The 20,940-nt window shown below is 67.3% G+C and carries 17 protein-coding genes and 1 pseudogene; 7 read left to right on the top strand and 11 right to left on the bottom strand.

Features of this window, described 5'->3' with window-relative positions; translation table 11 throughout:
* Position 1: 1 nt before the first annotated feature.
* Positions 2-1,918 (bottom strand): PrkA family serine protein kinase, encoded by a 1,917-nt coding sequence (locus AOZ49_RS16270; RefSeq protein ID WP_369815811.1) that lies wholly within the window; start codon positions 1,916-1,918, stop codon positions 2-4.
* A gap of 845 nt (positions 1,919-2,763) precedes the next feature.
* On the opposite strand from AOZ49_RS16270, the gene AOZ49_RS16265 reads away from it, so the two are divergent.
* Both AOZ49_RS16265 and AOZ49_RS16260 read left to right on the top strand, forming a co-directional pair.
* The gene (locus AOZ49_RS16265; protein ID WP_231690362.1) at positions 2,764-3,987 is read left to right on the top strand and encodes a DUF3142 domain-containing protein; all 1,224 of its coding nucleotides are present in this window, start codon (positions 2,764-2,766) and stop codon (positions 3,985-3,987) included.
* Positions 3,974-6,472, top strand: coding sequence for a hypothetical protein (locus AOZ49_RS16260; protein WP_054476530.1), 2,499 nt, complete (start codon positions 3,974-3,976; stop codon positions 6,470-6,472). The genes AOZ49_RS16265 and AOZ49_RS16260 overlap by 14 nt, the downstream gene beginning before the upstream one ends.
* A gap of 19 nt (positions 6,473-6,491) precedes the next feature.
* Here AOZ49_RS16260 and ribD read toward each other — a convergent pair whose 3' ends face one another.
* Complete coding sequence (gene ribD / locus AOZ49_RS16255) at positions 6,492-7,661, bottom strand: bifunctional diaminohydroxyphosphoribosylaminopyrimidine deaminase/5-amino-6-(5-phosphoribosylamino)uracil reductase RibD (RefSeq protein WP_054476653.1); 1,170 nt, start codon at positions 7,659-7,661, stop codon at positions 6,492-6,494.
* 204 nt (positions 7,662-7,865) lie between these two features.
* Here ribD and AOZ49_RS16250 point away from each other — a divergent pair, with 204 nt between their 5' ends.
* Positions 7,866-8,435, top strand: coding sequence for a cysteine hydrolase family protein (locus AOZ49_RS16250; RefSeq protein ID WP_054476529.1), 570 nt, complete (start codon positions 7,866-7,868; stop codon positions 8,433-8,435).
* Positions 8,436-8,446: 11 nt separating this feature from the next.
* A complete protein-coding gene (locus AOZ49_RS16245; protein WP_054432805.1) occupies positions 8,447-9,406 on the top strand; it encodes a GlxA family transcriptional regulator in 960 nt (319 codons plus the stop codon).
* Positions 9,407-9,467: 61 nt separating this feature from the next.
* Here the strand turns inward: AOZ49_RS16245 and nrdR are convergent, their stop codons facing one another.
* Both nrdR and glyA read right to left on the bottom strand, forming a co-directional pair.
* A complete protein-coding gene (gene nrdR / locus AOZ49_RS16240; protein WP_006392798.1) occupies positions 9,468-9,947 on the bottom strand; it encodes a transcriptional regulator NrdR in 480 nt (159 codons plus the stop codon).
* 206 nt (positions 9,948-10,153) lie between these two features.
* Positions 10,154-11,404 (bottom strand): serine hydroxymethyltransferase, encoded by a 1,251-nt coding sequence (glyA, locus tag AOZ49_RS16235; RefSeq protein WP_054432809.1) that lies wholly within the window; start codon positions 11,402-11,404, stop codon positions 10,154-10,156.
* Positions 11,405-11,609: 205 nt separating this feature from the next.
* Between glyA and AOZ49_RS16230 the strand changes: the two genes are divergently transcribed.
* Positions 11,610-12,248 (top strand): LysE family translocator, encoded by a 639-nt coding sequence (locus tag AOZ49_RS16230; RefSeq protein ID WP_054432811.1) that lies wholly within the window; start codon positions 11,610-11,612, stop codon positions 12,246-12,248.
* A gap of 79 nt (positions 12,249-12,327) precedes the next feature.
* On the opposite strand, the gene AOZ49_RS16225 is transcribed toward AOZ49_RS16230, so the two are convergent.
* A complete protein-coding gene (locus AOZ49_RS16225) occupies positions 12,328-12,984 on the bottom strand; it encodes a YbhB/YbcL family Raf kinase inhibitor-like protein (RefSeq protein ID WP_054432854.1) in 657 nt (218 codons plus the stop codon).
* A 72-nt stretch (positions 12,985-13,056) separates the two neighbouring features.
* Positions 13,057-14,286 (bottom strand): tyrosine--tRNA ligase, encoded by a 1,230-nt coding sequence (gene tyrS / locus AOZ49_RS16220; RefSeq protein WP_054432812.1) that lies wholly within the window; start codon positions 14,284-14,286, stop codon positions 13,057-13,059.
* Positions 14,287-14,545: 259 nt separating this feature from the next.
* Between tyrS and AOZ49_RS16215 the strand changes: the two genes are divergently transcribed.
* Positions 14,546-15,961 carry a M23 family metallopeptidase gene (locus AOZ49_RS16215; RefSeq protein WP_054476527.1) on the top strand — a complete coding sequence of 472 codons (1,416 nt, stop codon included), beginning with the start codon at positions 14,546-14,548 and terminating at the stop codon, positions 15,959-15,961.
* A gap of 79 nt (positions 15,962-16,040) precedes the next feature.
* A pseudogene (locus tag AOZ49_RS16210) lies at positions 16,041-17,150 on the top strand (anhydro-N-acetylmuramic acid kinase).
* An 86-nt stretch (positions 17,151-17,236) separates the two neighbouring features.
* On the opposite strand, the gene erpA reads toward AOZ49_RS16210, so the two are convergent.
* The 5 genes from erpA to rplM form a co-directional block, all read right to left on the bottom strand.
* Positions 17,237-17,608, bottom strand: coding sequence for an iron-sulfur cluster insertion protein ErpA (gene erpA, locus AOZ49_RS16205; protein WP_006388644.1), 372 nt, complete (start codon positions 17,606-17,608; stop codon positions 17,237-17,239).
* Positions 17,609-17,694: 86 nt separating this feature from the next.
* Complete coding sequence (locus tag AOZ49_RS16200) at positions 17,695-18,441, bottom strand: DUF6776 family protein (protein WP_054432855.1); 747 nt, start codon at positions 18,439-18,441, stop codon at positions 17,695-17,697.
* Between the two features lie 41 nt (positions 18,442-18,482).
* Positions 18,483-19,547: an N-acetyl-gamma-glutamyl-phosphate reductase gene (argC, locus tag AOZ49_RS16195; protein ID WP_054432815.1), complete on the bottom strand. Its 1,065-nt coding sequence runs from the start codon at positions 19,545-19,547 to the stop codon at positions 18,483-18,485.
* 188 nt (positions 19,548-19,735) lie between these two features.
* A complete protein-coding gene (rpsI, locus tag AOZ49_RS16190) occupies positions 19,736-20,128 on the bottom strand; it encodes a 30S ribosomal protein S9 (protein ID WP_006388641.1) in 393 nt (130 codons plus the stop codon).
* 9 nt (positions 20,129-20,137) lie between these two features.
* Complete coding sequence (gene rplM, locus AOZ49_RS16185; RefSeq protein WP_006217309.1) at positions 20,138-20,566, bottom strand: 50S ribosomal protein L13; 429 nt, start codon at positions 20,564-20,566, stop codon at positions 20,138-20,140.
* Positions 20,567-20,940: the final 374 nt, after the last annotated feature.

The raw sequence follows: 20,940 nt of genomic DNA, 5'->3' as shown, positions 1-20,940 counted from the left end.
CTCAGGAAGACTTCCTCACACGGAGGTACCACTCGCACAGCAGCCTGACCTGCTTCTCCGTGTAGCCCTTTTCCACCATCCGGTCGACGAAGCTCTGGTGCTTCGACTTGTCCTCGGCCGACGCCTTGGCGTTGAACGAGATCACCGGCAGCAGGTCTTCCGTGTTCGAGAACATCTTTTTCTCGATCACCTCGCGCAGCTTTTCATAGCTGGTCCAGGTCGGGTTGCGGCCATTGTTGTTGGCGCGCGCCCGCAGCACGAAGTTCACGATCTCGTTGCGGAAGTCCTTCGGATTGGCGATGCCGGCCGGCTTCTCGATCTTCTCCAGTTCGTCGTTCAAGGCGCTGCGGTCGAAGCTCTCGCCGGTTTCCGGGTCGCGGAATTCCTCGTCCTGGATCCAGCAGTCGGCGAACGTGACGTAGCGGTCGAAGATGTTCTGGCCATACTCCGAGTACGACTCGAGGTACGCGGTCTGGATCTCCTTGCCGATGAACTCGGCGTAGCGCGGCGCCAGGAAGCCCTTGATGAACTCCAGGTAGCGCCGGCGGATTTCCTCCGGATAGTCCTCGCGCCCGATGCGCTGCTCGAGCACATACATCAGGTGCACCGGATTGGCCGCCACCTCGGTCTGGTCGTAGTTGAAGACGCTGGACAGGATCTTGTACGCGAAGCGCGTCGAGACCCCGTTCATGCCTTCGTCGGTGCCGGCGTAGTCCTTGTACTCCTGCAGCGCCTTGGCCTTCGGATCGACGTCCTTCAGGCTTTCGCCGTCATAGACGCGCAGCTTCGAGTAGATGCTGGAATTCTCCGGCTCCTTCAGCCGGGTCAGCACCGAGAACTGCGCCATCATGTCCAGCGTTCCCGGCGCGCACGGCGCCGTCGACAGCGAGCTGTGATGCAGCAGCTTTTCGTAGATGCGGACCTCTTCCGAGACCTGCAGGCAGTAAGGCACCTTGACGATATAGATACGGTCGAGGAACGCCTCGTTGTGCTTGTTGTTGCGGAAGGTCTGCCATTCCGACTCGTTCGAGTGCGCCAGGATGCAACCGTTGAACGGGATCGCCGAGAAACCCTCGGTGCCCTTGAAGTTGCCTTCCTGCGTCGCCGTCAAGAGCGGATGCAGCATCTTGATCGGCGCCTTGAACATTTCCACGAACTCGAGCAGGCCCTGGTTGGCCAGGCACAGGCCGCCGGAATAGCTGTAGGCGTCCGGGTCGTCCTGCGAATGGCGGTCGAGCTTGCGGATGTCGACCTTGCCGACCAGCGACGAGATGTCCTGATTGTTCTCGTCACCCGGCTCGGTCTTGGCGATCGCCACCTGGCGCAGCACCGACGGGTTCAGGCGCACCACGCGGAATTGCGAGATGTCGCCGTCGAACTCCTTCAGGCGCTTGACCGCCCACGGCGACATGATGCCCGTGAGGTAGCGGCGCGGAATGCCGTATTCCTTTTCGAGCGTGTCGCCGAAGCGTTCCGGATGGAACAGGCCAAGCGGCGACTCGTTCACCGGCGAGCCCTTGAGCGCGTAGATGGGGAAGCTCTCCATCAGCACCTTGAGGCGTTCGGCGATGGACGACTTGCCGCCGCCGACCGGCCCCAGCAGATAGAGGATTTGCTTGCGCTCTTCCAGTCCCTGCGCGGCGTGCTTGAAGAACGCCACGATCTGCCCGATGACGTCCTCCATGCCGTAGAACTCCTGGAACGCCGGATAGCGCCGGATGGTCCGGTTGGAAAACAAACGGGAAAGACGTGGGTCGTTGCGCGTATCCGCGATTTCAGGTTCGCCAATCGCCGCCAGCATGCGCTCAGCGGGGCTGGCGTATGCCATCGGGTCGCGTCGGGCGAGGTCCAGATATTCCTCTAGGGAAAGCTCTGATTCCTGTTCTCTTGCATACTGCGACTTGAAGCCTTCGACGATGTTTTGCACGGAAACCTCCTACAACACGCGAAAAAGCCATGACGTCCCTACGTGTCCCCATTGTGTGCCTCAGTGCTTCAGCGTGACTAGTCAATCTCGCTATAAGCAATCTCGGCACGGTCGTATGTTGCTTTCGCCACACATCAACCAAGAGCACGATCGGGCCCTTTCCGTTTAGGCTGCACCCTGGAGACACAAGTTCCGTCAGGGATTGCAACCAACGTGAATAAGTTCACTCGTTCGCCTTCAGCATATCGCTGTAGAACGGGCGCATGACGCAGCCACGCACGAAATGGTCAGCAATGATTTGAAGGGATGAGATATCCCGGTGGATTCTTATGATCCGGAACGCAAGTCCGGTGCGTTCGCTATGCGATGGCAGCGAACGGTCTGAACGGCGCAAGGCGACTGCGTTCAGCAACGTGTCGGTCCGGTTTGTGAAAAGCGCCGGTACGCGACACTGGAATCCGTGGTGACGAGGGCGCGTGGCGGGTCGTGGAGCAAGCCATGCGCGCGTAGCGCCAAGTCATGACCTAGCTTAAGCCCAATTGACGGTTTTGTGGCAATTCATTTGTGCACACGCGGTAAAAAAAAGCTGTCGGATGCTTCGACGCGGACATGCAGGAATCGCTCCCAAACTTGCTGCCATCACGCCGCGGGCCGCGCGGGCAAACGCTATGCGGCCGATGGTCCACGGCTATCACGCGGTGGGTTGGCAGCCAGGCATCGAGAGTGCTAATACCCCTTGCGGCGTCAAGGATAGAATCACGCATCCCGCGAAACCGCGTACGACACCGCTTTCAAACACCGTCCGTCCCATCATGCCGCCCCGCTCGCGCCGCCTCATGCAAGGGCTCCGCATCGTCCGCGCGCCGATGCGCTGGCGGCGCTTGGCGGCCGCGTGCGGCGTGCTGTTGCTGGCCGCGTGCGAACGCGCCGCCCCGCCCCTGCCCAACGACGCCTATGTCTGGCAACGGCAATGGACGCCCGCGCTGGTCAGCGCGCTGACCGAGGGCGCGGATGCGGTGCGGTCATGGCGGGTGCTGGCGGCCGAATTGCGCGCCGACGGCGCCTGGTTCGACGCGGCGCCCGACCTCGCCGCGCTGGCCGCGTCACAACGACCCGTGGTGCTGGTGTTGCGGCTGGATGGCCGCGTCAACGACTTGCGCGACACCGACATCGCCGATCGCGCCATCGCCGCGCTGGCGGCCTGGCGCCAGGCCGGCGTCACGCCGGCCGGCCTGGAAATCGATTACGACTGCGCCACCTCCAAGCTGCCGGCCTATCGCGCATTGCTGGCGACGCTGAAGACCCACCTCGGCGCCAGCCTGCCGTTGTCGATCACCGCCCTGCCCACCTGGCTCGACAGTCCCGCGCTGCCCGCGTTGCTGGCGGTGCCGGACGAAACCGTGCTGCAGGTCCACGCCGTGCAGAACCCCACGCAAGGCCTGTTCGACGCCAAGCGGGCCCGCGCCTGGCTCGATGCCTACGCGCGCCAGACCGGCAAACCCTGGCGCGTGGCGCTGCCTTCCTATGGCAGCCGCGTCGCCTGGGACGAGCATGGCCGGATCGCCGCGGTCGAAAGCGAACGCCCGGCGTTGATGCCGGGCGGCCGCTCGGCCGAGCTGCTGGTCACGCCCGACGCCATGGCGGCCTTCGTCGCCACGCTCGATCGCGATCGCCCGTCGGGGCTGCGCGGCATCGTCTGGTTCCGCCTGCCGACCCAGGCCGACACGCGCGCCTGGAGCCTGCCGACCTGGCGCGCCGTGCTGGCGCGTCAACCGCTGACGCCGCAACTGGAGGTGATCGCCGCCGCGCCCGGCGCCGGCGGCGCGCGCGACGTGCGACTGGCCAACCGCGGCAACGCCGACACCGCGCTCCCGTTCACCATCCGGCTCGACGCCACATGCGGCGCCGCCGACGGCATCAACGGCTACACCCTTGAATACGATCGCGAGGGCAGGTATCTTCGCCGCGCGCAGGATGGCTTGCTGCGCGCCGGCGCCGAACGCGCCATTGGATGGATCCGCTGTGACTCCGCAACCCCGAGCTTCCATGTACAACCGTAAATCGCTTGCCGCCGCGCTGGCGCTGGCCTGCGCCGCCGGCGCCGGCATCGTCATCGCCTGCGGCCCGGACTTCCCGCCGCAGTTGCTGGACGACCGCGCCGGCACGCTGCAGGGCACGCCCGCCAACTCGTTCGCCTACGAGGCGGCGCGGCTGATGCCGGCCACGGACGCGCTGCGGGCCAACGAATCGCCGCTGCTGCCAGACGGCACGTACCGCTCCGACGCCATCCCCGAAGCGTTCGACGCGACGCTGACGCCGGCGCAACGGCAACAGGCTCGGGCGATGCGCGCCCGTCCCGACGGCGACCAGGCCTACGCCGCCGGCGACGGCCTGCCGGAAGCCGCGCGCCTCTACGTCGCCGCCGCGGTGGACTACCGCAGCGCCGCCCAGGCGCCGGACGAACCGCGCCTGGAACGCGCGCGCCAGCGCCTGCTGGCCATCCTGGCCTTGCCGGCGGAACAGGCCGCGACCCGCAGCGTCTGGGCCGCCTACCTGCTGGCCGAAATCGGGGACATCGGAACCACGCCGGCGACGGAGCACCCGGCGCAAGCCTACGCCCAGGTGCGCGAACTGGCGCGGCAAGGCGCGCCCGACCCCTTGGGCCTGGCCGTCGCCAGCTATGGCCAGGAAGCGCGCCTGTCGTTGTCCGGCAGCCTGGGCCAATGCGCCTACGAAGACCTGTTCAACGCCTCGCCCTGCATGGATGCGATCGCGCCGGCCGACCTGCAGCGGGCCGTGCGCCTGTATGCCGCCCAGGCCGCGCGCGAGTCGGTCAGCGGCCGCGAATCGTTGCGCCTGATGGCCGACTGGGCGCTGGCCGCGCCGACGCGCGCCATCCGCCTGATCGACGACCCGGTCGGCCAGCGCCTGCTGGTGGCGTACGGCCTGGCCCGGCTGGGCGACATCGTCGACGGCAAGCCCGACAGCGCGCGCGACCCTTTCGCCAACTTCGAGGCCACCGGCCGCCTGAGCCTGGCCGACGCCGCCGACGGCACGCCCAACGTCACGCCCAACCCCGCGCTGCAATCGCTGGTGGCCGCGCTGCAGACGCAGGATCCGCGACGGATCGCCGACGCCGACCGGGTCGCGGCGCTGGCCTACCGCGTCGGCCGCTACGACCTGGCGCAAGAGCTGGCCGACCGGCTCGACACGGCGCTGGCCTGGTGGGTGCGCGCCAAGCTGGCGATCCGCCGCGGCGACAACGAGCTCGCCGCCCAGGCCTACGCCCGCGCGGCGGAGGCGTTCCCGCGCGGTGACGGCAGCGTCGAGGCGGAAGCCGGCGCCCTGCTCAAGGGCGAACAGGGCGTGCTGTCGCTGTCGCGCGGCCAATACGTCGAAGCCCTGGACCAGTTGTACCGGGCCGCGGCGGCAGGCGATGGCGCCCCGCCGCCGGAAGAGGGCTGGCCGCTCTCGCCCTATTGGAACGACGCGGCCTACGTGGCCGAACGCGTACTGACGACCGATGAGCTCAAGGCCTATGTCGACCGGCTGCCGCCGCCCCCGCCCGCGCCGTCGCGGCCGTCGGGCTTCAGCCGTTACACGACCGACCAGTTCTACGAATGGAGCCGCCTGAACCAGCCGCCCGTCCATGACCGCCTGCGCCAGCTGCTGGCGCGGCGGCTGGTGCGGGAAAACCGGGTGGCCGAGGCCTTGCCGTACTTTCCCGCGGATTCCGATCCCCGCTTCGCCTCGCTCGACTACGACAACGGCAACTGGAAGATCCGGGAGTCCGATGTCCGCCAGCGCGCCGCCCAGTACGGCGACGCGCTGCAGGCCGCGGGCAACGCCTGGGGCCGCACCACCCGCGCCGAAGCCTGGTACACCGCCGCCACGCTGGCGCGCCGCGACGGCATGCGCATCATGGGCTACGAACAGGGACCGGACTACGCCGTCTACGAGGGCAACTACTCCGCCGGCGCCGGCCGCGACGCCAACCCCTGGTGGCGCGAGGCCCGCGCCGATGCCGGCGTACCGATGGAAACGCCGCGGCAGCGCGCCGAGGCGGACCTGCCTGGCCCCTTCGTAACGCAGGAAGAACGCGTGCGCTACGCGGCCAGCGAGGCGCGCCCCAACGTACGCTATCACTACCGCCAGATCGCCGCCGACTACGCGCTGAAGGCGGCCGACGAACTGCCGACCCGCTCGCAGGCCTTTGCGGCCACCCTCTGCCGCGGCGCCCGCTACGTGATCGACGACACGCCGGAGCGCGCCACCGCCATCTATCTACGCTACGTGGATCAGGGCGCCCAGGTGCCCTTCAGCGGCACGTTCGGCCGCGAATGCCCGGAACCGGACTTCCAGTCGGCTTCGCGCTTTCACTATATCCAGGCATGGAAGGCCTGGGAACGTGTCCGCAAGCAGCATCCGGGCGTGTTGCTGGCCGCCGGCCTGCTGGCGCTGGCGGCGCTTGGCGCCGGCCTGTGGGCCTGGCGCAATGGCGCGCCGGCCGGCAACGGCAAGAAACGCCAGGATCCGTTGGCGTAAAAAGCGCCCCGCACGGGCGCTACGGCGTCCCGGCGGCGGGCAACTCGACCCGCCGCAGCAACCCTCGCCAGTGCTCCGGCACCCGGGCGCGCAGGCGCAGGTCGGCCGCCACCCGCTCCGCCTCGATGAATTCGTAGCGCGGAGCGGCGTCCAGCCGTTCCAGCATGGGCAGCTTGACCACGCCGGCGGCGTCGCCCAGCAGCATCGGCGCCATATAGATAAGCAGCTCATCGATGCAGCCGGCCGCGACCAGCGCGCCGCTCAGGCCGGCGCCGGCCTCGACGTGGACTTCGTTGAACTGCTGCGCGGCGAACCAGCGCATCATGGCCGGCAGGTCGACCCGGTCGGGCGTCTCGGCGGGCAGCGCCACCACCCGCACGTTCCTGGCCTCCAGCCGCGCCTGCTTGGCGGCGTCGGCGCGGGCCGTGAACACGATGACCTCGCCGCCGTCGAACAGGCGCGCGTCCTCGGGAATCTCGAAGCGGCCGTCGACCACCGCCCGGCGCGGCTGGCGCGGCGTCTCGACGCTGCGCACGGTCAATTGCGGATCATCCTTGAGCACGGTGCCGATGCCGGTCAGCACCACGCAGCTGCGGGCGCGCCAGCGATGGCCGTCGGCGCGCGCCTCCGGGCCGGTGATCCATTGCGACAGGCCGTTATGCAGCGCGCTGCGGCCGTCCAGCGACGCCGCCATCTTGAGCCAGGTCCAGGGCAGCCCGCGGCTCATGCGCGAAATGAAGCCCGCGTTCAGGGCCAGCGCCTCTTCGCGGCAGATGCCGGTGGTGACGGCGATGCCGGCCTCGCGCAGCCGCGCCAGGCCCTTGCCGTTGACCAGCGGATTGGGATCGCCGATCGCCACCACCACGCGCGCCGGCGCGGCCGCCAGCAGCGCATCCACGCACGGCGGCGTGCGGCCGAAATGACTGCAGGGTTCCAGCGTGACGTAGACGGTGGCGCCCGCCACCGATTCGCCGCGCGCCTGGGCATCGCGCAGCGCGCAGACTTCGGCATGCGGGCCGCCGGGCGGCTGGGTCGCGCCCTCGCCCAGCACCCGGCCGTCGCGCACGATCACGCAGCCCACGCGCGGGTTGGGCGCGGTCGAATACATGACGGTCTGCGCCAGGGCCAGGGCGCGCCGCATCCAGGACAGGTCGTCGGCTTGGCCGGGGGTCGGGCTGGAATTCATCATCATGGCCAAATTGTATGTCCGCGGCGGGCCCGCGGCACGCCGCGCCCGCCGGCGCCGGCGGAGGCGCTATGATGGCCGCAGCGGCCTGAAATGGATGTCCGTTTTAGGCCGACGCAGGTCTGGAGACGGCCTCGCCCGGGAGCCGGGGCAGGCACACAATACGCCACGTACCTCCTGAAATCCCACGGCACGGAGCCCGCCGCCATGAAACAAGCATTGATCGTCATCGACGTCCAGGATTCCTTCCGCCAGCGTCCGTTTTGGGACGAATCGGAATACCCGGCATTCGTCTCGCAACTGCAGGGCCTGATCGACGCCGCCCGCGCCCGCGACATCCCGGTGCTGCAGGTGTTCCACATCAGCGCCGCCAACGACCCGGCCAACCCGTTTTCGCTGGCCTCCGGCCACGTCAAGACGCTGAAGGAACTGCGCATCGCCCCCGACGCCGTGTTCCACAAGACCGTGCATTCCTCGCTCTACGCCAAGGACGCCGACGGCGCCACGCTGCAGGAATGGCTGCGCAAGCACGGCATCGAAGGCGTCATCGTCAGCGGCATCCGCACCGAACAGTGCTGCGAAACCACCACCCGCCACGCCAGCGACGACGGCTTCAAGGTGGTGTTCCCGACCGACGCCACGCTGACCTTCGCGATGCAGAGCCCGTCCGGCAAGCACTACACGCCGGCCGAGATCCGCGACGCCGCCGAGCTGGTGCTGCAGGGCCGCTTCGCCCGCATCGCCCGCGCCGCCGACGTCTTCGCGGACGCGCAATAAGGCGACCAGCCATGATTCCCGTGCACTTCGTATTGCCCAGGGGAATCGTGCTGCTCGACGTGGCCGGGCCGGCCGAGGCCTTCCGGGTCGCCAACAAGCTGTGCCCGGACGCCTTCTCGCAGCATTTCTGCGGCCCGTCGACCGAAGTCGAAAGCGGCATTCCCGGCCTGCACCTGGCCCGGATCCAGCCGCTGCCCGAGAAACTGCCGCCCGAGGCGCTGGTGATCGTGTCCGGCGTGGTCGGCAAGCACATCCGCCTGGATGAGCCCGAGGCCCGCGTCATCATCGACTGGCTGGCGGCGCGCCATCCGGCCGACGGCTTCACCCTGATGACCGTCTGCGCCGGCGCCCTGTTCGCCGCCGCGGCAGGCCTGACGCGCCAGCGCGACTGCACCACGCACCACAGCTGCCTGGCGCAGCTGGCCGACCTGGATCCCAGCGCCCGGCTGCACGACAACCGCATCTTCGTGGAAGACGGCAACCTGGTCAGCAGCGCCGGCATCACCGCCGGCATCGACCTGGCGCTGCACATGGTGGCGCGCCATTGCGGCCCGCGCGTGGCCAGCGAAGTGGCGCGCGACATGGTGGTGTACCAGCGCCGCGCCGGCACCGACTCGGCGCTGTCACCCTGGCTGGAGCACCGCAACCACATGCATCCGGGCGTGCACCGGGTGCAGGACGCGGTGGTGCGCAACCCCGCGGCGCCCTGGTCGGCGCAATCGCTGGCCGAGCAGGCCCACACCAGCGCCCGCCACCTGACGCGGCTGTTCCGCGAGCATGCCGGCTGCACGCCGATGGACTACCTGTATCAGATACGCGTGGCGCTGGCGCGCGACATGCTGCGCGAGACCCGCTTGAACCTGGAGTTGGTGGCGGAGAAATCCGGCTTCGGCTCGGCCCAGCATCTGCGCCGCGTGTGGCGCCGGTTCCAGCCGCAGACGCCCAGCATGGCGCGGACGGTGGCGCTTTGACGCGCCGGGCGGCTGCCCGCCGCTAGCGCGACGGCGGCGGCCGACAGGCCGGGCCGCGGCCTCATTCCTTGCGCAGCTTGCCGGGCAGCACCGGTCCCTGCATCTCGCGGATCGCCTCGACGAATTCGCCGATGTCCTCGAAGCTCTTGTAGACCGAGGCGAAGCGCACGTAGGCCACCTTGTCGAGCTTGCGCAGCTCGTTCATGACCAGTTCGCCGATGTGCCCGGAAGCCACTTCGCGCAGGCCGCTGGCCAGCAGTTGTTCCTCGATGCGGGCCACGGCCGCGTCCACGTCCTCGGTGCTGACCGGGCGCTTGCGCAGCGCCAGGCTCAGACTGGCGCGCAGCTTGGCGGGATCGTAGTCGCTGCGGCTGCCGTTGCGCTTGACCACGGAAGGCAGCGCCAACTCCACCCGCTCGTAGGTGGTGAAGCGCTTGTCACAGGACTGGCAGCGACGCCGGCGGCGGATCGCATCGCCCTCTTCCGAGACACGGCTGTCGACGACCTGCGTTTCGGAATTGCCGCAAAATGGACACCGCATGTGTGATCCCTGAAAACACGGAAAGCAATAATTCGCCGATATTGTAACGATGCGACAGTCTGTCCGCGTCGACTATGACAAATTCGTCCCTAATATTTTTGCCACGATGACCGCCGGCGCGCAAGCGCCATTGGCCTGAAAACAAAAGGACGGCCCCTTGCGGAGCCGTCCGTGTCACATGCGGGCGGAAAAAATCCGCCGTCGCATTACTTCTTGCCGTACACCGGCAGGCGCGAGGTCAGTTCGTTGACCTTGGCGCGCACGGCGGCGATGTTGGCTTCGTCGCGCGGGTTGTCCAGCACGTCGGCGATCAGGTTGGCGGTCAGCTCGGCCTCGGCTTCGGTGAAGCCGCGGGTGGTCATGGCCGGGGTGCCCAGGCGGATGCCGCTGGTCACGAAGGGCTTTTCCGGATCGTTCGGGATGGCGTTCTTGTTGACCGTGATGTGGGCCTGGCCCAGCACGGCTTCGGCTTCCTTGCCCGTGATGCCCTTGGAGCGCAGGTCCACCAGCATGACGTGGCTTTCGGTGCGGCCCGAGACGATGCGCAGGCCACGCTTGACCAGCGTGTCGGCCAGCACCTTGGCGTTCTTGACCACTTGCTGCGCGTAGGTCTTGAATTCGGGTTCCAGCGCTTCCTTGAAGGCCACCGCCTTGCCGGCGATGACGTGCATCAGCGGACCGCCCTGGATGCCGGGGAAGATGGCCGAATTGACGATCTTCTCGTACTCGGCCTTCATCATGATGACGCCGCCGCGCGGGCCGCGCAGCGACTTGTGCGTGGTCGAGGTGACGAAGTCGGCGTGCGGCACCGGGTTGGGGTAGGCGCCGCCGGCCACCAGGCCGGCGTAGTGGGCGATGTCGACCATGAACAGCGCGCCGTTGTCGTGGGCGATGCGGGCCATGCGCTCGAAGTCGATGTGCAGGGCGTAGGCCGAGGCGCCGGCGACGATCAGCTTGGGCTTGTGTTCCTTGGCCAGCTGTTCGACCTGGGCGTAGTTCAGGACTTCGTTTTCGTCCAGGCCGTACGAGATGAAGTTGTACAGCTTGCCCGAGGCGTTGACCGACGCGCCGTGCGTCAGGTGGCCGCCTTCGGCCAGGCTCATGCCCAGCACGGTGTCGCCCGGCTTCAGGACGGCCATGTACACGCCCTGGTTGGCCTGCGAACCCGAGTTGGGCTGCACGTTGGCGGCTTCGGCGCCGAAGATCTGCTTCAGGCGGTCGATGGCCAGCTGCTCGACCACGTCGACGTATTCGCAACCGCCGTAGTAGCGCTTGCCCGGGTAGCCTTCGGCGTACTTGTTCGTGAGCTGCGTGCCCTGGGCTTCCATGACGGCCGGGCTGGCGTAGTTCTCCGAAGCGATCAGCTCGATGTGCTGTTCCTGGCGAACGTCTTCCTTCTGGATGGCGGCCCAGACGTCCGGGTCAGCCTTGGAGAGGGTGAGGTTGCGGTCAAACATGACGGGGGGTTCCTGAGGCGGTAAGAGAGGAGGAAACTGCGCCCGGGTGGGTAAACCCGGATAATGACGAATAGTTTACCGCGTACCGCCGCTTCCCCTGTCGCCAAAATGCCCCGAATGGCGGCAAAATTCCCGCCAAGGGCGCGAAAATTCCGGCATCCGTCCATGGCTGGAAAACGCGCTCAACCCGACTTGAGAAACTTTCATGCAAACCCAGACTTTGGTCGCGTACACCCTGGTCGCCGCCGTCAGCGTCGTCACCCCCGGCCCCGCCAGCATCCTGGCCATGCGCAACGGCGCCGCCGGCGGCCTGCGCGCGGTGCTGCCATCGTCGCTGGGCAATGTCACCGGCCTGTTCCTGCTGTCCGCCGCCGCCATGCTGGGCCTGGGCGTGGTGCTGCAATCGTCCGCCCTGCTGTTCGCCGCGCTCAAGATCGCCGGCGCCGCCTACCTGATCTACCTGGGCCTGCGCCACCTGCTGGGCCGCAGCAGCGTGGCCGCGCCGCCGCCCGACAGCGCCGGCCGCCCGCCGCGCGGCGCGCTGGCGCTGTATCTCGAAGCGACCTTCGTGGCCGGCCTGAATCCCAAGCCCATCCTGTTCTTCACCGCGCTGTTCCCGCAGTTCCTGAACGCGGCCGAACCGCTGCTGCCGCAGTTCTTCATCCTGACGGGCATCTTCATGGGCCTGTCGCTGCCCTCGCTGCTGGCCTACGGCCTGCTGGCACGCCGTGCCCGCCGCCTGTTCCAGCAGCCGCGCGCGGTGCGCTGGATCAACCGGGCCGTGGGTTCGGTGTTCGTCGCCTTCGGCGTGGCATTGTTGCGCCTGAAGCGCGCCGGCGTCTGAGGGCGCGGCGCGTCCGGCGAATGCGCCGGAAATAAAAAAAGGGCCGCATTGATGCGGCCCTTTTTGCTGATCGCGGCGATCAGGACGCGGAGGTCGCGCCGATCTGCTTGGGCGCCAGCGCCGGGTTGAGCGTGTAGGTGCCCGTCAGCGACGCCTGCGCCAGCACGTGCTTCTGGATGGCGCGCAGCGCGTCTTCGCCAGTGAACGCCCCTTGCAGGTTCAACGTGTGGACGTCCAGCGCGTACAGCGTGAACACGTAACGGTGCACCAGCGCGTCGTTCCAGGGCGGGCACGGGCCGTCGTAGCCGAAATAGTCGCCGCTCATGTCGTGGTCGTTGGCGAACCAGGACGAGTACGAGTTGATGCCCTGGCGGGCATCCAGCGGCGCCAGCGGGCCGCCCTTGCCGCGCGGCGTGATGCCGCTGGAAAAGGCGCCTTCGTCGATCTCGCGCATGTCGGCGGCCAGATCCACCAGCACCCAGTGGAAGAAATCCACCCGCGGCAGGTCGGCCGGGACTTCGCGGCCCTCCTGGTTGACGTCGTCGGGCTTGGACGGAACGTCCGGGTCGTGGCAGATCAAGGCGAACGACTGCGTGCCCGCCGGGACGTCGTCCCAGGAAAACTGCGGGTTGAAGTTGTCAGCCAGCGCGACGTGCGATTGCGCATCGATCTTGCCGAAGGCGTAGCGCTCCGGAATCGACTCGTGATCGGAAAAAGACAAACTCGAAAGTTTCATGTCGTGCTCCTTGAAGTGCTGCGAAGGCATTCCAGCCTTGAACGTCCCTCCAGCGTATCAAAATCTTCGCGATTATGGGTTCAACTTAACACGCGCGAACTTGCGCTTGCCCACCTGGACGACGTAAGTCCCGGCAGGCAGTTGCAACGATTTGTCTTCGACCCGGTCGCCATTGACGCGCACCCCGCCCTGCTCGACGTTGCGCTGGGCCTCGGAACCCGATGCGACCAGCCCGGCCTCGCGCAGCAGCTTGAGGATGCCGACCGGCGCGCCGCCGATGCTGACCTCGGGCATGTCCTCCGGAATCGCGCCGTCGCGGAAACGCGCTTCGAAAGCGGCCAGCGCGTCGTCGGCCGCCTTGGCCGAGTGGAAACGCGCAATGATTTCCTGGGCCAGCATGACCTTGGCGTCGCGCGGATTGCGGCCGCCCTCGATCTCCTGGCGGAGCGCGGCGATGTCTTCCAGCGAGCGGAACGACAGCAGCTCGAAGTAGCGCCACATCAGTGTGTCGGAAATCGACATCAGCTTGCCGAACATCGAATCGGGCGACTCCGAAATGCCGATGTAGTTGCCCTTGGACTTGGACATCTTCTCGACGCCGTCGGTGCCGACCAGCAGCGGCATTGTCAGGATGCACTGCGGCTCCTGTCCATACTCCTTCTGCAGCTCGCGGCCGACCAGCAGGTTGAACTTCTGATCGGTGCCCCCCAGCTCCAGATCGGACTTCAGCGCCACCGAGTCGTAACCCTGCATCAGCGGGTACAGGAATTCATGCACCGAAATCGGGATGCCGCCCTTGAAGCGCTTGGTGAAATCCTCGCGTTCCATCATGCGCGCCACGGTATAGCGCGACGCCAGCTGGATCATGCCGCGCGCGCCGAGCGGGTCGCACCACTCGGAGTTGTAACGGATCTCGGTGCGGGCCGGATCCAGCACCAGGCTGGCCTGCGCATAGTAGGTCTTGGCGTTGGCCTCGATCTGCTCGCGCGTCAGCGGCGGGCGGGTGCTGTTGCGGCCGCTGGGATCGCCGATGGTCGAGGTGAAGTCACCGATCAGGAAGATGACCTCGTGGCCCAGGTCCTGCAACTGGCGCATCTTGTTGAGCACCACGGTGTGGCCCAGGTGGATGTCCGGCGCGGTCGGATCCAGCCCCAGCTTGATCCGCAACGGCACGCCGGTGGCGCGGCTGCGGGCCAGCTTGCGGGCGAATTCGGCTTCGACCAGCAGTTCATCGCATCCGCGCTTGGCAATACGCAGATCGGCTTCGACTTCGGGGGTGATGGGGGCTTCTGAGGGTGACATTTTTAGGGGGGCCGCGACGGCTTCAGCCGATAAAAAGGTGTAAAAAGTGACGAAAACTATCGAAAATTCTAGCCGAATCAGCTAGGATACCGCCCTAATCATACGCAACTGTCATATATACGCAGTTGCGCGTCCGGTTACCACCCGTTGTTCACAAGTTGCGCCCCGCGCCAGCCCTTGCCCCGGAAAACGTGGCGCGCGGGGGCCGTTCGTGTCACGCACCCTGCGAGCTCATGCCACCTGAGAGGGTATCTTCACGATGAATCGTGGCCTCCACGACCTGGCGAGTAGCATCAAGCGCAAAGTTGCTGCCGTGTTTGCGCCCGTCGAGCCCAAGCCCCATCGCTCGGGACTTCTCCGTCGCACTCTTCTCGTCACCGCCATGGGTCTGTTTGCCGGCGCCGCCGCCTTGGGCATGGTGCAGCAACCCGACCGCAGCGAAATCCCCCCCCCCACCCGCGTCATCCAGAGCATCCTGCCGCTGACCACCGAACAGGTCGAAGTCAGCACGCCCAGCGCCGCGCCGTACATCAGCGAAACCCGCATCCGCGCGGGCGACACGCTGGCCGCCGTGCTGCAGCGCCTGGAACTGGATTCCCCGGATCTGCAGACCTTCCTCACCCACGACGCCAGCGCGCGCAGCATCTACAAGCTGTACCCGGGTCGTTCGGTGCAGGCCGCGACCGACGCGGAAGGCAACCTGATCTGGCTGCGCTACATCCACACCCCCGGCAACGAGGCAGACGGCCAGGTCGTCACCCGCATGCTGCACGTGGCGCGCACCGACAACGGCTACAAGGCCGAGGAAATCACCGAGAGCACCGATCGCCAGACCCGCGTCGCCGTGGGCACGATCCGCTCCTCGCTGTTCGGCGCCACCGATGCCGCCGGCATCCCGGATTCGGTCACCATGCAGATGGCCGACATCCTCAGCGCCAAGATCGACTTCCTGCGCGACCTGCGCCAGGGCGACCAGTTCCGCGTGGTCTACGAAGTGCGCTCGCACGACGGCCGCTACGCCGGCGCCGGCCGTGTGCTGGCCCTGGAGTTCATCAACGGCGGCAAGACCTACTCCGCCGTCTGGTTCAGCGCCGACAACAACAAGACCGGCTCGTACTACGACTTCGATGGCACCAGCCTGCGCGGCGCGTTCCTGCGCACCGCCCTGAAGTTCAGCCGCATCAGCTCCACGTTCGGCATGCGCATGCATCCGATCCACAAGACCTGGACCGGCCACAAGGGCGTGGACTACGCCGCGCCCTCGGGCACGCCGATCCACTCCACGGCCGATGGCACGGTGGAGTTCTCGGGCTGGCAGAACGGCTACGGCAACGTGGTCATCATCAAGCACCACGGCAAGTACTCGACGCTGTACGCCCACCAGAGCCGCATCGCCGAAGGCATCACCAAGGGCAGCAAGATCTCGCAGGGCCAACTGATCGGCTACGTCGGCGCCACCGGCTGGGCCACCGGTCCGCACCTGCACTACGAGTTCCGCGTCGACAACCAGCCGATCGACCCGCTGTCGGTCGACCTGCCCGTCGCCCGCGCCCTGGAGCCCGCCGAGATCCGCGCCTTCAACCAGGCCGTGGCGCCGTACAAGCAGCAGATCCAGCTGCTGACCGAATTCCAGCAGACTCTCCCCGACGCGCTGACCAACGTGGCCAGCCGCTAAGGCGGACCTGCATGACGCACCCGCAAGGCGGCCCGCGCATCTCGATGCCGGGCCGCTTTTTTTCCAGGCGGCACCCGACATGACCACCCCCCAGCATTTCATCGGCCTGATGTCCGGCACCAGCGTGGATGGCGTCGACGGCGTCCTGGCGCGCCTGCGCGACGGCCAGCCGCCGCAGGTGCTGGCCAGCGCCAGCCTGTCGATGCCGGCCGCGCTGCGCGCCGAATTCCTGGCGCTGAACCAGGCCGGCGACGACGAGCTGGCCCGCGCCGCGCTGGCCGCCAACGAACTGGCCCGCCTGTACGCGTAGGTGACCGCCGACCTGCTGGTCGGCGCCCGCCTGCGGGCGCAGGACATCGCCGCCATCGGCGCCCATGGCCAGACGGTGCGCCACCGTCCCGACAGCGGATACACCGTGCAATTGAACGCGCCCGCCCTGCTGGCGGAGCTGACCGGCATCGACGTGGTGGCCGACTTCCGCAGCCGCGACGTGGCCGCCGGCGGCCAGGGCGCGCCGCTGGTGCCGCCCTTCCACGCGGCCGTGTTCGGCGCGCCGCAGGGCCGCGCCGTGCTCAACCTGGGCGGCATCGCCAACGTCACCCTGCTGGCGCCGGGACAGGCGCCGCGCGGCTTCGACACCGGCCCGGCCAACGTCTTCCTGGACGGCTGGTGCCAGCGGCACCTGGGCCAGCCCTACGATGCCGACGGCCGCTGGGCCGACAGCGGCCAGGTGCTGGCGCCGCTGCTGGAACAACTGATCGCGAGCGAACCCTGGTTCGCGCTGCCGCCGCCCAAGTCGACCGGCCGCGACCTCTTCAACATGCGCTGGCTGGACGACCGGCTGGCCGCCTTCGACGGCGCCAGGCCGGCCCCTCAGGACGTGCAGGCCACCTTGCAGCGCCTGACGGCCCGCACCGTGGCCAACGCCATCGACGCAGCCGGCGACGACGTGCGCGAGCTCTACGTGTGCGGCGGCGGCGCCCACAACCCGGGGCTGATGCGCGAGCTGACGTATTGCCTGCAGCGCCCGGTGCATGCCACCGACGCGCTGGGTGTTCCAGCGCAGCAGGTCGAGGCGCTGGCCTTCGCCTGGCTGGCGCAGGCCTTCCTGGCGCGCCAGCCCGCCGGCCTGCCCAGCGTCACCGGCGCCCGCGGCCCGCGCATCCTGGGCGCGCTGTACCCCGCCTGACGCGCGCCGCGCGCCCAGCAAAAGCCCTTCGGAAAACCGAAGGGCTTTTTTGTCGGGCGGACGATCGGCGCGAGGCCGCGCGCGGATTACACCGAGAACGACGAACCGCAGCCGCAGGTGGTGCTGGCGTTGGGATTGCGGATGACGAACTGCGCGCCTTCCAGGTCTTCCTTGTAGTCGATCTCGGCGCCGACCAGGTACTGGAAGCTCATGGGGTCCACCAGCAGTTGCACGCCAGCCTTGTCCAGCACGGTGTCGTCTTCGTTGACGACTTCATCGAACGTGAAACCGTACTGGAAACCCGAACAGCCGCCGCCTTGCACGAACACGCGCAGCTTCAGCTCGGGGTTGCCTTCCTCGGCCAGCAGGTCCTTGACCTTGGCGGCTGCCGAGTCGGTGAACACCAGGGGAGCAGGCGGGGCGGCCTGCAGGTCGACGGTTTCGGTCACTGCATTCATGATTCACTCCTGGCCGCTGGGGCCGTATTCCGATGAGCGGCTGCGCCACTCGCATGTAGTCACTATAGCGCAGGCGCCGCCCGGACTCAAAGTTCGAGCTTGACACTGCGGGAGGCACGGACCACATCGCCCTCCAGGATGCTGATGGTGACGCTTTCGGGGACAAATCCCTCGGGCACTGCCAGGACGCCCTGGCTGCGCTGGTACTGGTCGAACTGCAAGGCCAGCGATGCCGCTGTCGTGGTTTCACCGGTGGCGGGCACCGGCCCGCTTTCCGCCTTGACCTGCATCGGCGCCAGGTCGACGGTGACGGTTTCGCCCTTGAGCGTGCCGGTGGCCTGGAACCGCAGCGTGCCGGCGAACGGGGCCGCGCCATTGCGGCCGCTGCGCATCAGCAGCACCTTGTAGCGCAGGCCCCCGCCTTCGCGATCGATCTGGGCGCCGCGGATGTCCACGGTGCCTTCCGGCCCCGGCGGCAGCAATTGCTCATAGAACGCCAGCTGATCGCGCACCCGGCCAACCTCGGCCTGCGCCGCATGCAGCTGGGTTTCGAGCTCCTGGCGCGCCGAGCGCTCGATCACGAGCTCGCCGTCGGCGGTGTCGAGCTGGCCGCGCGTATAGCGCAGCTGGACCGCCTGCTGACGCATCGCCTCGTCGCGCGCCTCGGCCTGGTCGGCGCTGAGGACCACCGCGTCCTTGGGCTGGTAGACGCCGCGGGCGTAGTAATAGCCGGCCGCGCCACCCGCCAGTACGCCCGCCAGCACGCCGGCGGCGACCCGCAGGCCGAGGCCGGGGCGGGAGGTTCGAGGTGTCGCGGAGGAATCGTTGGACATGAAAAGCGGGCCGGCGGGCTTGCCGCCGACCCGGCGCGGCATCAGGGCAGGATCGCGACCTGGTCGAGACCGACGGTCTCGGGGAAGCCGAACATCAGGTTCATGTTCTGCACGGCCTGGCCGGCCGCGCCCTTCACCAGGTTGTCCTGCACCACCATGATGATGAGCTGGTCGCCGCCGCCCGGACGCGACAGGGCGATGCGCAGGTTGTTCGAGGCGCGCACCGAGCGCGTCTCGGGCAGGCTGCCGGCGGGCATGACGTCGACGAACGCTTCGTCGGCGTAGCGCTGCTCGAACAGGGCCTGGAAGTCGGTGTCGCGCGCCTCGGGCTTGATGCGGGCGTAGATGGTCGAGTACATGCCCCGGATCATCGGCACCAGATGCGGCACGAAGGTCAGGCCGACCTTGCCGCCGGCGATCTTCTCGAGCTGGGCGACGATTTCGGGATGGTGGCGGTGGCCGGCCACGCCGTAGGCCTTGAAGTTGTCCGAGGCCTCGGAAAACAGCGAGCCGACTTCGGCCTTGCGGCCGGCGCCCGACACGCCCGACTTGCAGTCGGCGATCAGGGTCTGCGCATCGACCAGCTGCTTGCCGCCTTCGAGCAGCGGGGCCAAGCCCAGCAGCACGGTGGTCGGGTAGCAGCCCGGGTTGCCGATGACGCGCGCCTTGGAGATGGCTTCGCGGTTCAGCTCGACCAGGCCGTACTGGGATTCAGCCAGGATGTCCGGGCAGGTATGGGGAATCTTGTACCAGCGTTCGAAGGTGGGCACGTCCTGCAGGCGGAAGTCCGCGGCCAGGTCGATGACCTTGGTGCCGGCGGCGATCAGTTCCTGGGCCTGGGCCATGGCCACGCCGTGGGGCGTGGCGAAGAACACCACGTCGCAGTCGGTCAGCGTGGCCTTTTCCGGCGAGGAAAAAGCGATCCGCACGCGGCCGCGCAGGTTCGGGTACATGTCGGCCACCGGCAGCCCGTCTTCCTTGCGGGACGTGATGGCGGTCAATTCCACATGGGGATGCTGCGACAGCAAGCGCAGCAGTTCGACGCCGGTGTAACCGGTGCCGCCGACGATACCAACCTTGATACGGGAGTTCGATGCTTGGGCCATGATGTGTGCTCTTCGTAGAACGAGGCTCGATTGTATCGCTCGGACAACCGGCCTTGCCGCCACGCTTGAAAGCGCGCGGCGACCGCTGTCCGACCGGACGAAGCCCGCGGAGTTCCGCGGGCCTGGGCGGGGCCTGGGCCCCGGGATGTAAAAAAAAGCCCGCACGAGGCGGGCTTTTTTCGCAGCGATTAACGCTTGCTGAACTGCTTGCGACGGCGCGCCTTGCGGAAGCCGACCTTCTTGCGTTCGACTTCGCGGGCATCGCGGGTCACAAAACCAGCTTGCGACAGTGCGGGCTTCAGGGTCGCGTCGTAGTCGATCAGGGCACGCGTGATGCCGTGACGGACTGCGCCGGCCTGGCCGGTTTCACCGCCGCCGTGCACGTTGACCTTGATGTCGAACGATTCCAGGTGGCCGGTCAGTTCCAGCGGCTGGCGCACGACCATGCGGCCGGTTTCACGAGCGAAGAACTCGTCGACGGGCTTGCCGTTGACGACGATCTTGCCGGTGCCCTTCTTGATGAAAACGCGAGCCACCGAAGTTTTGCGACGGCCGGTTCCGTAGTTCCAGTTACCGATCATGGCGTTTCCTTAGATATCCAGCGTCTTGGGCTGCTGGGCGGTGTGCGGGTGCTCGGCACCGGCATAGACCTTCAGCTTCTTGATCATGGCGTAGCCCAGAGGACCCTTGGGCAGCATGCCCTTGACGGCCTTCTGGATGGCGCGACCGGGAAAACGCTCTTGCATCTTCTCGAAGTTCGTTTCGCGGATACCGCCCGGGTACGTGGTGTGGCGGAAGTACTTCTTGTCCTTCGCCTTGGTACCGGTAACGACGATATCGGAAGCGTTGATGATGACGATGTAATCGCCGGTATCAACGTGCGGCGTGAATTCAGGTTTGTGCTTGCCACGCAGACGACGTGCGACTTCGCTGGCCACACGACCGAGGACTTTGCCCTTGGCGTCGATCACAAACCAGTCACGTTGGACTTCATGCGGCTTGGCCACAAAGGTCTTCATGATGGTTCCTAGATATGAAAAATGGTCTCTGACTGGACGATCCAGCCAGGCTTTTTCCCTCAACTAGACAATGGAGCCGGCATCTTTCCAGCAACTGGGTTTCAGTGCCGGGTTTCAGCCGATCGGGTTTAAGCCGATCGGGTTTAAGCCGATCCTTTGTCCCTATCGACGTCCCGCCTAAGCGTTATTACCCGCCCGTGCAATGGTCAAAATGAGGGAAAGCCTGAAATTCTACCACGGATGCTCAAAAAATGGGCAGCCGTGGCCGAATCCAGGCGAATGGACAGCCGTTTCCGGGGAACGACTGTCGCATTTTTAAAAGGGACGCAAGCGCGCGCTGCCGGCAACCCTGCCCGCGCGCTCCTGCCCCCCCC

Source organism: Achromobacter sp. 2789STDY5608615 (genome assembly GCF_001298995.1).
Classification (GTDB): Bacteria; Pseudomonadota; Gammaproteobacteria; order Burkholderiales; family Burkholderiaceae_B; genus Achromobacter; species Achromobacter insuavis.
Note: the sequence above shows the minus strand (reverse complement) of the source record. Positions and strands in the feature narration are given on the sequence as shown.

Coding starts and splice junctions, on each gene's coding strand:
- AOZ49_RS16265 (WP_231690362.1), top strand. CDS start 2,764: ATGCAAGGGCTCCGCATCGTCCGCGCGCCGATGCGCTGGCGGCGCTTG.
- AOZ49_RS16260 (WP_054476530.1), top strand. CDS start 3,974: ATGTACAACCGTAAATCGCTTGCCGCCGCGCTGGCGCTGGCCTGCGCC.
- ribD (WP_054476653.1), bottom strand. CDS start 7,661: ATGATGAATTCCAGCCCGACCCCCGGCCAAGCCGACGACCTGTCCTGG.
- AOZ49_RS16250 (WP_054476529.1), top strand. CDS start 7,866: ATGAAACAAGCATTGATCGTCATCGACGTCCAGGATTCCTTCCGCCAG.
- AOZ49_RS16245 (WP_054432805.1), top strand. CDS start 8,447: ATGATTCCCGTGCACTTCGTATTGCCCAGGGGAATCGTGCTGCTCGAC.
- nrdR (WP_006392798.1), bottom strand. CDS start 9,947: ATGCGGTGTCCATTTTGCGGCAATTCCGAAACGCAGGTCGTCGACAGC.
- glyA (WP_054432809.1), bottom strand. CDS start 11,404: ATGTTTGACCGCAACCTCACCCTCTCCAAGGCTGACCCGGACGTCTGG.
- AOZ49_RS16230 (WP_054432811.1), top strand. CDS start 11,610: ATGCAAACCCAGACTTTGGTCGCGTACACCCTGGTCGCCGCCGTCAGC.
- AOZ49_RS16225 (WP_054432854.1), bottom strand. CDS start 12,984: ATGAAACTTTCGAGTTTGTCTTTTTCCGATCACGAGTCGATTCCGGAG.
- tyrS (WP_054432812.1), bottom strand. CDS start 14,286: ATGTCACCCTCAGAAGCCCCCATCACCCCCGAAGTCGAAGCCGATCTG.
- AOZ49_RS16215 (WP_054476527.1), top strand. CDS start 14,546: ATGAATCGTGGCCTCCACGACCTGGCGAGTAGCATCAAGCGCAAAGTT.
- erpA (WP_006388644.1), bottom strand. CDS start 17,608: ATGAATGCAGTGACCGAAACCGTCGACCTGCAGGCCGCCCCGCCTGCT.
- AOZ49_RS16200 (WP_054432855.1), bottom strand. CDS start 18,441: ATGTCCAACGATTCCTCCGCGACACCTCGAACCTCCCGCCCCGGCCTC.
- argC (WP_054432815.1), bottom strand. CDS start 19,547: ATGGCCCAAGCATCGAACTCCCGTATCAAGGTTGGTATCGTCGGCGGC.
- rpsI (WP_006388641.1), bottom strand. CDS start 20,128: ATGATCGGTAACTGGAACTACGGAACCGGCCGTCGCAAAACTTCGGTG.
- rplM (WP_006217309.1), bottom strand. CDS start 20,566: ATGAAGACCTTTGTGGCCAAGCCGCATGAAGTCCAACGTGACTGGTTT.